Raw genomic sequence first — 12,112 nt, forward strand, 5'->3', positions numbered from 1 at the left:
GGGCCCGTCTTCCCGGCCGCACTTAGCGTGGGGGCGTTGTCCTACGGGAAGGGCTGGACGGATGATCGAGGTCGAGGGGCTGACCAAGCGCTACGGTGCCAAGCTCGCCGTGGACGACGTGTCCTTCCAGGTGCGACCGGGCCGTGTGACCGGCTTTCTCGGGCCCAACGGGGCCGGGAAGTCCACCACGATGCGGATGATGCTCGACCTGGACGCGCCGACCGCCGGCCGGGTCCGTATCGACGGCAGGCGCTACCGGGACCTGGACGAGCCGCTGACGTACATGGGCGCCCTGCTGGACGCCAAGGCGATGAACGGCGGCCGCAGCGCGTACAACAACCTGCTCTGCCTGGCCCAGAGCAACCGCATCCCCCGCCACCGGGTGGGCGAGGTGCTGGACACGGTGGGGCTGGGCGCGGTCGCGGGGAAGAAGTCCAAGGGCTTCTCGCTGGGCATGGGCCAGCGGCTGGGCATCGCCTCCGCGCTGCTGGGCGATCCGCGGATCCTGATGTTCGACGAGCCGGTCAACGGCCTCGACCCCGAGGGCATCCACTGGATCCGCAACCTGATGAAGAGCCTGGCCGCCCAGGGCCGTACCGTCTTCGTCTCCAGCCATCTGATGAGCGAGATGGCCCTGACCGCCGACCACCTCATCGTCATCGGCCAGGGGAGGCTCCTCGCGGACACCTCGATGGCGGACTTCATCGCGGAGAACTCCCGCTCCTTCGTCCGCGTGCGCAGCCCCCAGCACGAGCAGCTGAAGGACGCCTTCCACCGCGCCGGCCTCACGGCCGTGGAGGTCGGCGACGGCTCCTTCGAGGTGGAGGGCCCGGACGCCGCGAAGGAGATCGGGGAGCTGGCCGCGCAGAGCGGGATCACGCTGTACGAGCTGAGTCCGCAGCGCGCCTCGCTGGAGGAGGCGTTCATGCAGATGACGGCCGGTGCGGTGGAGTACCACGCGCACAACCTCAACGAGCCGGGACAGACCGCCGCCGCTCCCGCGGGCCCGCAGTGGGGCCGGGGCGACGGCGCGAACGGGAAGGGCTGAAGACGATGGCATCCGCTTCCGCGGTCCTGGAGTCCGAGTGGACCAAGATCCGTACCGTCGCCTCCACGAAGTGGACGCTGGCGGCCGTGCTGCTGATCACGCTGGGGGTGGGTATCGCGCTCTCGGCAGTGACGAACGCCCTCTTCGACGATATGAGCGAGAACGAGCGCGCCACCTTCGACCCGACGTTCGTGAGCTTCTCGGGCATGATCCTGGGGCAGCTCGCGATGATCGTCTTCGGGGTGCTGGTGGTGGGTACGGAGTACAGCTCCGGCATGATCCGTACCTCGCTGCAGGCGGTCCCCCGCCGGGGGCTCTTCTACGCCTCCAAGGTCGCTGCCGCCTCCGCCCTCGCGCTGGTGGTCGGCATGCTGACGAGCTTCCTCACCTTCTTCGCCTGCCAGGCGGTGCTCGGCGGCCACCGGACGTCGATCGGTGAGCCCGGCGTGCTGCGCGCGGTGGTCGGGGGCGGGCTGTACCTGATGCTGATCGCGATGCTGGCGATGGGCGTGACGGCGATGCTGCGCAGCTCGATGCTGGCGCTGGGCATCCTGATGCCGCTGATGTTCCTGGTCTCCCCCATCCTCGCGGCCGTCCCGGGCGCGAAGAAGGTCGCCCGCTACCTGCCCGACCAGGCGGGCTCGAAGATCATGCAGGTGGTGCCGGGCGCGATGGACAGCGACGAGGTGCCGTACGGACCCTGGGGCGGCCTGGGCATCATGGCGCTGTGGGTGGCGGCGGCGCTGATCGGCGGCTATCTGGTGCTCAAGAACCGCGACGCCTGAGCGGGTTGGGAACGCACCGCCCGGTGCGGAACCGAAAACGGGCCGATAGCCTCTCACTTCACACGGGGGGCGGTGTTCCCCCCGCCCACCAGTGAGGGGATGACGCACCTTGATCGAGGCTCGCGGACTGAGTAAACGCTACGGCGCCAGGTGGGCCGTGTCGGACCTGTCGTTCACCGTCCGCCCCGGCGTCGTGACCGGCTTCCTCGGGCCCAACGGGGCCGGGAAGTCCACCACGATGCGGATGATCCTCGGCCTCGACGCCCCCGACACCGGCACGGTCACCGTCAACGGACTGCCCTTCCGCGAGCTGCCCAACGCCCCGCGCCAGGTGGGCGCGCTGCTGGACGCGAAGGCCGTGCACGGCGGGCGCAGCGCCCGCGCGCACCTGACCTGCCTGGCGCAGCTCTCCGGTATCCCGCGCCGGCGGGTGGACGAGGTGCTCGACGTGGTGGGTCTGCACGGGGTCGCCGAGCAGCGCTCGAAGGGCTTCTCGCTGGGCATGGCGCAGCGGCTGGGGATCGCGGCGGCGCTGCTGGGCGATCCGCGGGTGCTGCTCTTCGACGAGCCGGTCAACGGCCTCGACCCCGAAGGCATCCGCTGGGTGCGGGAGTTGATGCGGGGGCTGGCCGCCGAGGGGCGGACCGTCTTCGTCTCCAGCCATCTGATGAGCGAGATGGCGCTCACGGCCGACCACCTCGTGGTCATCGGGCGCGGGCGGCTCATCGCGGACACGAGCGTCGCGGAGTTCATCGCGCGCAGTTCCGCGGGCTACGCCCTGGTGCGTACACCGGACGCCGAGCAGGCCCGTACGCTCGCCGGGTTGCTGCGGGGCGAGGGCGCGGCGGTGGAGGAACTGCCGGACGGGGCGCTGAAGGTGGGCGCGCTGCCGCTGCCGCGGATCAGCGACCTCGCCCACGGGGCGCAGGTGCGGCTGTGGGAGCTGTCGCCGCACACCGGGTCGCTGGAGGACGCGTACATGCGACTCACCGACTCCGCCGTGGACTACCGGTCCGTCGCCGATCCGCGCGCCGGACTGTCGGCCGAGGCACCGCCCGAGCCGGCCCCGTCGTCGCCGCTGCCGGGCGGCACCGAGATCCTGCAGAGCGAGGGCGCCCGATGAGCCGGATCACTGCCACCACCGCTACCGCCGACGGCGGTTACGTCTCCGCGCTGCCCGTGCGGCGCACGCACCTGGGCGACGCGCTGCTCTCGGAGTGGACGAAGATCCGCTCGGTGCGCTCCACGATGTGGACGCTGGGCATCATGCTGGTCCTGGTCATCGGGGTGGGCGCGCTCATGGCGGCGAGCCAGAACGGCTCCATGTACGTCACCGACCCGCTCTCGGGCGGCTTCGCGGGGCTGCTGCTGGGGCAGGTCTGCGTGATCACGCTCGGGGTGCTGGTGGTCACCTCGGAGTACAGCACGGACATGGTCCGTACGACCTTCACCGCCTGTCCGCAGCGGCTGCGGGTGCTGGCGGCGAAGGGGATCGTCTTCTTCGCGCTCGCCTTCTCCCTCACCGCGGTGGCCGCGACGATCGCGGCGGCGCTGAACTACGCGGCGGTGGACGACCCGCGGATCGCCTACTACGAGACCATGGACGGCATGGGGTACCAGGGCCACACCGACGCCCTCACCGCCGAGGTGTGGCTCGGGGCGACGGTGGGCGCCGCGCTGTACGTGGCGCTGCTGGGGCTGCTCGCGGTCGGCGCGGGCGCGCTGCTGCGGCACACGGCGGGGGCGGTGACCGCGATGCTGGGGCTGATCCTGCTGCCGGTGGTGATCGGCATCTTCCTGCAGACGAGCGGCTCGGCGACACTGGCGAACCGGCTGGTGGAGTACTCCCCGCTGAACGGCCTGGCGGCGCTCTTCGGCATCCCGCTGGAGAGCGGCGGCGGCACCGACGGCTGGGAGCTGCTGGGCCTGCTGGGGCTGGCCACCGCGGCGGTGCTGGCACTGGCGGCGTGGTCGGTGTCACGGCGGGACGTGTAGGACCCGGGCGCCGGCTCTTGGGTCGGCGGTACGAGGCGGGGGCGGCGCCCGAACCGGGCGCCGCCCCCGTTCGCCGTCAGTAGCGCGGGGCGCCGCGTCCCCGTAGCGGACGGACGCCCCGCCGGTCGCGGGCCCGCCAGCACGCCGAGTGCCAGTGCCGGCGGTCGTCCGCGCCGCCGTGCTCCGGCCAGGCGACCAGGTGCGGGGTCCCTGGCGGGATCTCCTGGTCGCAGCCGGGGCAGCGGTAGTGCTTGGCCGCCGCCGCGCCGCCGATCTGGCGGACCAGCCAGTCCTCGCCGCGCCACTCCTCGCGGCGCCCGCCGCCGAGGAGGGAGCCCGGATCGCGTTCCTCCCCGCTGGGGGAACGGCCGGTGCTGCCGCCCCGGGGGCGGTTCTTGCGCGGGGACATCTCGCTGGTCCTTCCCGGCCGGCAGGGTCGGGCCCGTGATGTCCCGTTTGCCCCCGTAGAGCCGTCGTCTCCTTACCAGCCTAAGGCGCCTCTGTCATAGTCTCCGGGCAACTGGCGCCGGGATCACTCAACTCGGCGAGAATCATGGCTACTTGTCGGGCCTGGACCGCGCCTGGGGTATGGGGCGGGCACGCCGCCTGTTGAGGAGATCACCAGAACGAAGCTAGGGGCCGATAGATGGATATCGGAGCGTTTGTACTCGGAGCCCGGTTCCCGGGCCAGGGGCACGGCGAGGCACTGCACCGCGCCGTGCGCGCCGGGGAGGCGGCCGAGGCCGCCGGGCTGAGCGACGTGTGGCTGGCCGAGCACCACTTCATTCCGTACGGCAGCTGCCCGAACGCCGCGACGCTGGCCGGGCTGCTGCTGGGCCGCACCAGCCGGATCGGGGTGGGGACGGCCGTGAGCGTGCTGTCCTCGCAGCACCCGGTGGCGCTCGGCGAGCAGGCCGCGCTGCTGCACCTCGCCTCCGGCGGGCGCTTCACGCTCGGCGTGGGGCGCGGCGGACCGTGGGTGGACCTGGAGGTCTTCGGCACGGGGCTGGCGGCGTTCGAGGAGGGCTTCCCGGAGTCGCTGGAGCTGCTGCTGCGCTGGCTGCGCGAGCCGCGGGTGGGCGCGGCCGGGCCGCGCTACCGCTTCCGCGAGGTGGACGTCGTACCGCGGCCGGACGAGGCGCTCGACGGACTGGGCGGACCGCCGGTGATGGTGGCCTGCACCTCGCCGGGGAGCGTGAAGCTGGCGGCGCGGCAGTTGCTGCCGATGCTGCTGGGCATGCACTGCGGGGACGCGGAGAAGGCGGAGGCGGTCGCCCTGTGGCGGCGCGAGGCGCTGGCGGCGGGGCACGATCCGGACCGGGTGGCGGCGGCCGCGCGGCGGCACGTCTCGGCGGGGGTGGCGCAGATCGAGGACGATCGGCGCACGGCCGCGGAGGTGCTGCTGAAGACGCTGCCGGAGCTGCTGCGGACGTCCTTCGAGTCCTACGTGACTGTCGACGGGCGGCCCGGGCCCGCGCGCGATCCGTACGCCTACACCGAACTGCTCTGCAAGCTGCACGCGGTCGGGCCCCCGCGGCTGGCGGCGGACCGGCTCGCGGCGACGGCCGAGCGCACCGGGATCACGCGTTTCGCGCTGCTGGTCGAGGGCTCGGGCGAGCTGTCGGCGACCGAGCGCAACGTGGCGCGGCTGGGCGAGGAGGTGCTGCCGCTCCTCGAAAGCTGATGAGCCTGTCCGTGGAGGTGTCGGGGTCCGGGACGTCTCGGGCTGTCGGGCGGCGAGGGGAGCGGCAGCGGTGATGCGATGGTGCGAGGGGCTGCGGGCCGGAGCGGCCGGCGGCCCCCGGGTGGGCGGCATCAGCAGTCGCGCAGCTCCGGCGACTGGTTCAGCAGCTGGTTGCGGGGCGAGGTGAAGCGCGCGAGCGTCTCGTCGACCACGGGGTCGAGTGGGAAGACCGCCACTCGGTGGCAGTTCTGGAAGGCGAGACGGACGCCGAAGTGGCGCTGCAGCGCGCCGCGTATGGCATCGCTCGCCAGTGCGCGCAGCAGCTGGCCGCGTGCCTGCTCGCTGGGCGGCGGCGTCTGATTGTCGGCGAAGTCCCCTCCGTCGACCTTCAGTTGCGCCACCAGCGAGCTGATCATCTCCCAGGCGTACGGCAGGGAGCTGCGGACGCAGTCGACGAATGCTGCCTCGTCGACCTCGCCCCGCTCAGCCTGTGCGAGCAGAGCCGGTGAGACGTCCAGCGACATGGTTTCTCCTCTCATGACCGCTCCTCCTGTCAAGAGCGGTCACACGGACAGGGAAAGCGGTCGCCACCGTACGTACATGCGCAACGACCGCCTGCATCCACGGTAGGTGGCGGGATGGGGGCGCACCACAAGAATGCGAACAATCGAACACTGCTAGCGTGGTCCGTCATGCGCCTTGTGATCGCCCGTTGCTCCGTCGACTACGCCGGACGCCTCACCGCCCATCTCGCCCCTGCCCTGCGCCTGATCCTCGTGAAGGCCGACGGGAGCGTCTCCATCCATGCTGACGACCGGGCGTACAAGCCCCTCAACTGGATGTCGCCGCCGTGTGTACTGAAGGAGGCGGAGGCGGACGCCTGCGGCACGGTCGTGTGGACGGTGGTGAACAAGGCCGACGAGAAGCTGATCATCACCATGACGGAGGTCCTGCACGACTCCTCGCACGAGTTGGGCGTGGACCCGGGTCTGGTGAAGGACGGCGTCGAGGCGCATCTGCAGGAGCTGCTCGCGGACCGGATGGAGACGCTCGGCGCGGGCTGGACGCTGATCCGGCGCGAGTACATGACGGCCATCGGGCCGGTGGACATCCTCGGCCGCGACGCGGACGGTACGACGGTCGCGGTGGAGATCAAGCGCCGCGGCGAGATCGACGGGGTGGAGCAGCTGACGCGCTACCTGGAGCTGCTCAACCGCGATCCGCTGCTGGCGCCGGTGAAGGGCGTCTTCGCGGCGCAGGAGATCAAGCCGCAGGCGCGGGTGCTGGCGACGGACCGGGGGATCAGCTGCGCGGTGCTGGACTACAACGCGCTGCGGGGGATCGACGACGACAAGCTGCGGCTGTTCTGAGGCGGCCCTTCATGCGCCGACGCCGCGCCGGACTCGGGGAGTTCGGCGCGGCGTCGGCGTACGGGTCAGGCGAAGCCTGCGTCGGTGCCGGTGTCGCCGGTGGTTCCGACGGTGACGCCGTCGGTGGTCAGGCCGATGGCGTTGGTCCCGCCATCGGGCGTCGTGCCACCATCGGGCGTCGTGCCACCGTCGGGTGTCGTGCCGCCGTCGGCGGTACCCGCGTCAGTGGTACCCGCGTCGGTAGTGCCAGCGTCAGTGGTACCCGCGTCGGTAGTGCCGGCGTCAGTGGTACCCGCGTCGGTAGTGCCGGCGTCAGTAGCGCCCGCGTCAGTAGTACCCGCGTCAGTGGCACCGCCGACAGCGGCTGCGCCTCCGTCGGTCGCCGTGCCTGAGGTGGACGTACCGCCCCCAGTGGAGCTGCCCGACGTCGTGCTCCCGCCCGAGGTGGACGTACCGCCGCCCGACGACGAACCGCCGCCCGTCGTGGACGAGCCCCCGTCCCCCGTGCCCGGGGTCGTGGGGTCCTCGCTGCCGGGGGTGGCGCCCGGGGCCGTGGGGTCGCCCGGCTTCTTGGGCTTCTTCGACGGGTCCGCGCTCGTCGCGTCGTCCGCCGGGAGGCCGTCGTCCGGGACTGCCTCCTCCGCGGAGGGGTCGATCCGGACGGTGCCCGGGTCGTCCCCGCCGCCCTTGGCCTCGTCCCCCATCGCGCCGATCGCCAGCACCGTGCCCAGCACCACCACGACCGCCGCACCGGCGCCGGCGGCGATGACGTTGCGCCGCCGGCCGCGGCGGGCCGCGGCGTCGGAGCCGGCCGGGCCGCCGGCCGCCTGGCGCAGGACGACCGTGTGCTCCTCCGGCGGCGACACCCGCAGCGGCGGCGCCTTGGCCGCGGGCCCGCCGGGCCCTGAAGGCCCTGAAGACACCGCGGGCGCCGGCGCGAAGCCGCCCACGTCGGAGATGAGCGCCAGCGTCCGCCGGCCGGTGATCTCGCCGCCCCGGTCGGAGATCGCGTCGCGCAGCGCGAGGGATGCCTCCAGCTCGGTCCGCGCCCGGTCCAACACCCCACCGCACAGGGCGAGTACGCCCAGCTCGTGGTGGAAGTACGCCTCCTGCGCCAGCTCGCCGGAGAGCTGCGCGCCCTCCACGCCGAGCCGCAGGGTGCGCTCCCAGGTCCCCCAGTCCAGCGCCAGCGCGAAGACCGGCGCGGTGGTACGGGCCAGCAGCACGGCCGCGTTGACGTGGCCGGGGCCGCGGACGGCGAGCAGCCTGGTCAGCGCGGCGAGCACCACAACCGACTCGGCGGCGGCCCGCTCGGTGGGGACGGAGCTGTGGCCGGCCCACCAGGCGTAGTGCTGGGCGATGGTCAGCGCCGGGTCCTCGCCGCCCTCGGGGACCTCCAGCAGCCCGGCGGCGCGCAGCTGCCCGGCCACCCCGGTCGCCAGCCGGTAGCCGCTGCCGGAGGCGGTGATCAGCCCGTACTCCAGCAGCTCGGCGACGGCGGTGTCGGCGTGGGTGTCCTCGGTGAGCGCGGGGAGCTGGGCGTGGTGCGGGACCTCCCCGTCCAGCGCGGCGGCCAGGACGAGCGTGCGGCGGGCGGCGTCCGTGCCGCGCGCGGCGAGCAGCGGCGCGGCGGCGGCGCTCTGCGCCAGCGTGGGCAGCGCGGCGGCCTGGTCGGGCTCGGCGTCGGGGGTGGTGCCCGGCTCGGCGCCGCTCCCGGCAGGGGTCTCGGCGCCGGTCTCGCCGCGGGGGTCCTCCAGCGCGGCGTCGCGCTGCCGCAGCAGCCCGCTGGCCTGTACGAAGCGCAGTGGCAGGCCCTCGGACTCGAACCACAGGTCCCCGGCCCAGGCCCGCTCCTCGTCCGACAGCAGCCGGTCGGCCGCCAGCTCCAGCAGCTGCAGGCAGCCGCGCCGGCTGAGGCCGCCGAGGAAGACCTCCTCAAGCTGCGCCTCAGCCGAGGGCGAAGGCACCTCGGGGGTGGCGGAGACGAGGAAGGCGCACTCGGGGGTGGCGGCCAGCAGCTCGTCCAGGGCCGCGGCGCCGAACTCCAGGTCGTCGATCACCACGACCGCGCCGACCTCCGCCAGCGCGGCGAGCAGCTCCGGGCGGGTGGGCCGCCTGCGGGCGGTCTCGAAGACCAGGCCGTGGAGCTGGTGGAGCAGGTCGGCGGTCGTGCGGCGGCGGCCGGAGAGGCGGATCACGCCGTCGGGGGCGAGGTTCGCGCAGTCGGCGGCGACCGCGTCGAGGATCTTGGTGCGCCCGGCGCCGGAGGCGCCCGTGACCCGGACGGACCGGCCGCGCGAGAGCAGCCGCACCAGCCGGTCGCGGACCTCCTCGCGCTCCAGCAGCGGCAGCTCGGGGATGACGGTGCCGGGCGGCAGCGGGGCGGTCAGCGCGGCTCTGCGCCGCGCCGCCTCGGCCTCGGCCAGTCGTTCCGGCACTCCCGTACGGTCCTCGGGGCGCCCCCCGGCGGCCAGCTCGACCTGGCTGCCGTCCACCGGGTTGACCGTGACGCGGTAGTCGCCCGCGATCAACGCGGCCGTGCGGGCCGTACCGGCCGCGGGTGTGCCCGCGGCGGGTGTGCGGCCCGTCGCGCCTATCGGCTCGGGACGCTGCCGCTTGTTCTTCGGGTCCATTGGAGACGATCCCCCTGAGATGCCGCCCGCCTCCCGGTCGTCCAGGGTCCGTGTCGTGCCCTGGTGGCGCGGCGGTTCAGCCGCAGCCTAGACCTTTCGAATGAGGAAACGAACAGCTGAGCCTATCGGGGGTGCAGCTGTCATCCAATCGTTGAACTACGGCCTCAGGAGGGGTGCCGCGTATCAACCCGGACGTCGTAGGAACGGCCGTTCTCAATTGCGAGAATTCTGTGCAGTCTGGTCGCGACGAGCAGCCGCTGCATCTGCGGCGGCACCCCGCGCAGCACGAGCCGGCGGTCCGCCCGCCCCGCCCTGCGGTGCGCTCCCATGATCACGCCCAGCCCGGTGGCGTCCCAGGAGTCGAGGCGGGTCAGATCGAGGACCAGGTCGGATCCGGCCTCCCCGGAGTCGACCGCCTCGTGCAGGGCCGTACGGGCGTCCGCCGCGCTGCGGACGTCGAGGCGGCCCCCGACGACCAGCTCGGCATGGTCGCCCCTGATATACATCTGTGCTCCCCGGGTCTTCTGCGGTGCTCTGTGCCTACTGGTGTCTTCTGGTGCCTTTACTGATCTGACTGTGTAGGGCTACGTCAGGTTGTCGTTTGTGCGCATATCGCGAGGGAATTCACTCGTGCGAGTGAAGTAGTCGGCATGTCCGCCAACCGTCGGCGTGATCACGTCGACAGCTGGCGGCCACCCGGCTTCCGCCGCGCACCGTGCGCTCAGTGTTCGTAGAAGCCCTTACCGCTCTTACGGCCGATATCCCCGGCGTCCACCATGCGCCGCATCAACTCCGGGGCGGCGAACTTCTCGTCGCGCGACTCGGTGTAGATGTTCTCCGCGGCGTGCAGCAGGATGTCGACGCCCGTGAGGTCGGCGGTGGCCAGCGGGCCCATCGCGTGGCCGAAGCCCAGCTTGCAGGCGATGTCGATGTCCTCGGCGGTGGCGACGCCCGACTCGTAGAGCTTGGCGGCCTCCACGACCAGTGCGGCGATCAGCCGGGTGGTGACGAAGCCGGCCACGTCGCGGTTGACGACGATGCAGGTCTTGCCGACGCTCTCGGCGAACTCCCGGGTGCGGGCGAGGGTTTCGTCGCTGGTCTTCAGGCCGCGCACCAGCTCGCACAGCCGCATCATCGGCACCGGCGAGAAGAAGTGCGCGCCGACGACCCGCTCCGGGCGCCGCGTGGCCGCCGCGATCTTGGTGATCGGGATGGCGGAGGTGTTGGACGCCAGCACGGTGTCGTCCTTCACCAGTTTGTCGAGCGTCCGGAAGATCTCCTGCTTGACCTCAAGCTTCTCGAAGACGGCCTCGACGACGATGTCCGCGTCGGCGGCCCCGTCCAGCTCGGTGGTGGTGGTGATCCGGGCGAGCGCGGCCTCGGCGTCCTGCGCGCGCATCCGGTCCTTGGCGACGAACCTCTCGAAGCTGGCCTTGATCCCGTCGGTGCCGCGGGTGAGGGCGGCGTCGGTCACATCGCGCAGGACGACGTCCCAGCCCGCCTGGGCGGACACCTGAGCGATGCCGGATCCCATCAGACCGGCCCCGATGACGGCGAGCTTACGAGCCACGATGCGTATTCCCCTTGCTGGCGGTGGTGTGGACGGGCGTGACGTGCACGTGCGGGTACGCGCAGCGCCCTTCGCCCCCGTCCGGCAACGCTGCCGTGCGGACCGGCCGGAGGCCGGAGCGGGAGGGCCCGTGGCGCTGCCCCTGGGCGGACACTAGCGCCGAGGGAGGGCTTCGGGAGTGCTAAGAGATGCGCATCACGTCCAAGTTGACGCACATCACACCGCCGCCCCCGATTTCCCGAGCCCGCCTGGCTACGCTCTACCGCATGGTCAATCTGACGCGTATCTACACCCGCACCGGCGACAAGGGCACCACCGCGCTGGGCGACATGAGCCGGGTAGCCAAGACGGATCTGCGCATCTCCGCCTACGCGGACGCGAACGAGGCCAACGCGGTGATCGGCACGGCCCTCGCCCTCGGCGAGCTGCCCGAGGACGTCAGGGCGGTGCTGACCCGCGTCCAGAACGACCTCTTCGACGTCGGCGCCGACCTCGCCACCCCCGTGGTGGCGGACCCGCAGTACCCGCCGCTGCGGGTCGAGCAGTTCTACGTCGACAAGCTGGAGGAGGACTGCGACCGCTTCCTGGCGGAGCTGGAGAAGCTGCGCAGCTTCATCCTCCCCGGCGGCACCCCGGGCGCGGCGCTGCTGCACCAGGCGTGCACGGTGGTCCGCCGTGCGGAGCGCTCGACCTGGGCGGCGCTGGAGGAGCACGGCGAGAGCATGAACCCGCTCACCGCGACCTACCTCAACCGCCTCTCGGACCTGCTGTTCATCCTGGCCCGCACCGCCAACAAGGCGGTGGGCGACGTCCTTTGGGTCCCGGGCGGCGAGCGCTGAGCCCCGTACGACACGCGTGAGGGGCGCCCCCGTACGACACGGGGGCGCCCCTCAGGACGTCAGCGGGGCCCTCAGAGGCTGTTGCCGAACCCCCGTCTGCGCCCCGACGCCCGGCACGCCCTCTCGGCGTGCGCCGTCGCAGGACAGGTGGCTCCGCCACATGACCTGCGACGGCGCACGCCGAGAGC

The 12,112-nt window shown here is 72.5% G+C and carries 11 protein-coding genes and 1 pseudogene; 7 read left to right on the top strand and 5 right to left on the bottom strand.

The genetic code is table 11. The features are described 5' to 3' along the window. Nucleotides 1–61 precede the first annotated feature (61 nt). The 4 genes and pseudogenes from ACFQLX_RS22055 (at nucleotide 62) to ACFQLX_RS22070 (ending at nucleotide 3,828) form a co-directional block, all read left to right on the top strand. A complete protein-coding gene (locus ACFQLX_RS22055) occupies nucleotides 62–1,048 on the top strand; it encodes an ATP-binding cassette domain-containing protein (protein ID WP_386417765.1) in 987 nt (328 codons plus the stop codon). A 5-nt stretch (nucleotides 1,049–1,053) separates the two neighbouring features. Further along, nucleotides 1,054–1,833 (top strand): ABC transporter permease subunit, encoded by a 780-nt coding sequence (locus ACFQLX_RS22060; protein ID WP_386417767.1) that lies wholly within the window; start codon nucleotides 1,054–1,056, stop codon nucleotides 1,831–1,833. Between the two features lie 109 nt (nucleotides 1,834–1,942). Then, nucleotides 1,943–2,920: pseudogene (locus ACFQLX_RS22065) on the top strand (ABC transporter ATP-binding protein); the annotation flags it as partial. A gap of 32 nt (nucleotides 2,921–2,952) precedes the next feature. After that, complete coding sequence (locus ACFQLX_RS22070; RefSeq protein ID WP_386417769.1) at nucleotides 2,953–3,828, top strand: ABC transporter permease; 876 nt, start codon at nucleotides 2,953–2,955, stop codon at nucleotides 3,826–3,828. A gap of 76 nt (nucleotides 3,829–3,904) precedes the next feature. On the opposite strand, the gene ACFQLX_RS22075 is transcribed toward ACFQLX_RS22070, so the two are convergent. Then, a complete protein-coding gene (locus ACFQLX_RS22075; protein ID WP_386417770.1) occupies nucleotides 3,905–4,237 on the bottom strand; it encodes an ATP/GTP-binding protein in 333 nt (110 codons plus the stop codon). A 237-nt stretch (nucleotides 4,238–4,474) separates the two neighbouring features. On the opposite strand from ACFQLX_RS22075, the gene ACFQLX_RS22080 reads away from it, so the two are divergent. Next, on the top strand, nucleotides 4,475–5,512 hold the full coding sequence (locus ACFQLX_RS22080; protein WP_386417771.1) for an LLM class flavin-dependent oxidoreductase: 1,038 nt from the start codon (nucleotides 4,475–4,477) through the stop codon (nucleotides 5,510–5,512). A gap of 131 nt (nucleotides 5,513–5,643) precedes the next feature. Here ACFQLX_RS22080 and ACFQLX_RS22085 read toward each other — a convergent pair whose 3' ends face one another. Beyond that, nucleotides 5,644–6,036 (bottom strand): SCO5389 family protein, encoded by a 393-nt coding sequence (locus ACFQLX_RS22085; protein ID WP_386417786.1) that lies wholly within the window; start codon nucleotides 6,034–6,036, stop codon nucleotides 5,644–5,646. Between the two features lie 168 nt (nucleotides 6,037–6,204). Here ACFQLX_RS22085 and nucS point away from each other — a divergent pair, with 168 nt between their 5' ends. Then, entirely contained in the window at nucleotides 6,205–6,882 is a 678-nt protein-coding gene (gene nucS / locus ACFQLX_RS22090) for an endonuclease NucS (protein WP_386417773.1), read from the top strand. Nucleotides 6,883–6,947: 65 nt separating this feature from the next. On the opposite strand, the gene ACFQLX_RS22095 is transcribed toward nucS, so the two are convergent. The 3 genes from ACFQLX_RS22095 to ACFQLX_RS22105 form a co-directional block, all read right to left on the bottom strand. Further along, nucleotides 6,948–9,515: an ATP-binding protein gene (locus tag ACFQLX_RS22095; protein ID WP_386417775.1), complete on the bottom strand. Its 2,568-nt coding sequence runs from the start codon at nucleotides 9,513–9,515 to the stop codon at nucleotides 6,948–6,950. A gap of 164 nt (nucleotides 9,516–9,679) precedes the next feature. After that, on the bottom strand, nucleotides 9,680–10,021 hold the full coding sequence (locus ACFQLX_RS22100; protein WP_386417776.1) for an STAS domain-containing protein: 342 nt from the start codon (nucleotides 10,019–10,021) through the stop codon (nucleotides 9,680–9,682). A 215-nt stretch (nucleotides 10,022–10,236) separates the two neighbouring features. Beyond that, complete coding sequence (locus ACFQLX_RS22105) at nucleotides 10,237–11,085, bottom strand: 3-hydroxyacyl-CoA dehydrogenase family protein (protein ID WP_386417777.1); 849 nt, start codon at nucleotides 11,083–11,085, stop codon at nucleotides 10,237–10,239. Nucleotides 11,086–11,351: 266 nt separating this feature from the next. On the opposite strand from ACFQLX_RS22105, the gene ACFQLX_RS22110 reads away from it, so the two are divergent. Continuing rightward, the gene (locus ACFQLX_RS22110; protein WP_386417779.1) at nucleotides 11,352–11,924 is read left to right on the top strand and encodes a cob(I)yrinic acid a,c-diamide adenosyltransferase; all 573 of its coding nucleotides are present in this window, start codon (nucleotides 11,352–11,354) and stop codon (nucleotides 11,922–11,924) included. Nucleotides 11,925–12,112 lie beyond the last annotated feature (188 nt).

Source organism: Streptomyces polyrhachis (assembly GCF_042663125.1).
Lineage (GTDB): Bacteria > Actinomycetota > Actinomycetes > Streptomycetales > Streptomycetaceae > Streptomyces > Streptomyces polyrhachii.

Bases quoted from the DNA above. Each gene is read 5' to 3' on its own strand.
- ACFQLX_RS22055 (WP_386417765.1), top strand. From the start codon at position 62: ATGATCGAGGTCGAGGGGCTGACCAAGCGCTACGGTGCCAAGCTCGCC.
- ACFQLX_RS22060 (WP_386417767.1), top strand. From the start codon at position 1,054: ATGGCATCCGCTTCCGCGGTCCTGGAGTCCGAGTGGACCAAGATCCGT.
- ACFQLX_RS22070 (WP_386417769.1), top strand. From the start codon at position 2,953: ATGAGCCGGATCACTGCCACCACCGCTACCGCCGACGGCGGTTACGTC.
- ACFQLX_RS22075 (WP_386417770.1), bottom strand. From the start codon at position 4,237: ATGTCCCCGCGCAAGAACCGCCCCCGGGGCGGCAGCACCGGCCGTTCC.
- ACFQLX_RS22080 (WP_386417771.1), top strand. From the start codon at position 4,475: ATGGATATCGGAGCGTTTGTACTCGGAGCCCGGTTCCCGGGCCAGGGG.
- ACFQLX_RS22085 (WP_386417786.1), bottom strand. From the start codon at position 6,036: ATGTCGCTGGACGTCTCACCGGCTCTGCTCGCACAGGCTGAGCGGGGC.
- nucS (WP_386417773.1), top strand. From the start codon at position 6,205: ATGCGCCTTGTGATCGCCCGTTGCTCCGTCGACTACGCCGGACGCCTC.
- ACFQLX_RS22095 (WP_386417775.1), bottom strand. From the start codon at position 9,515: ATGGACCCGAAGAACAAGCGGCAGCGTCCCGAGCCGATAGGCGCGACG.
- ACFQLX_RS22100 (WP_386417776.1), bottom strand. From the start codon at position 10,021: ATGTATATCAGGGGCGACCATGCCGAGCTGGTCGTCGGGGGCCGCCTC.
- ACFQLX_RS22110 (WP_386417779.1), top strand. From the start codon at position 11,352: ATGGTCAATCTGACGCGTATCTACACCCGCACCGGCGACAAGGGCACC.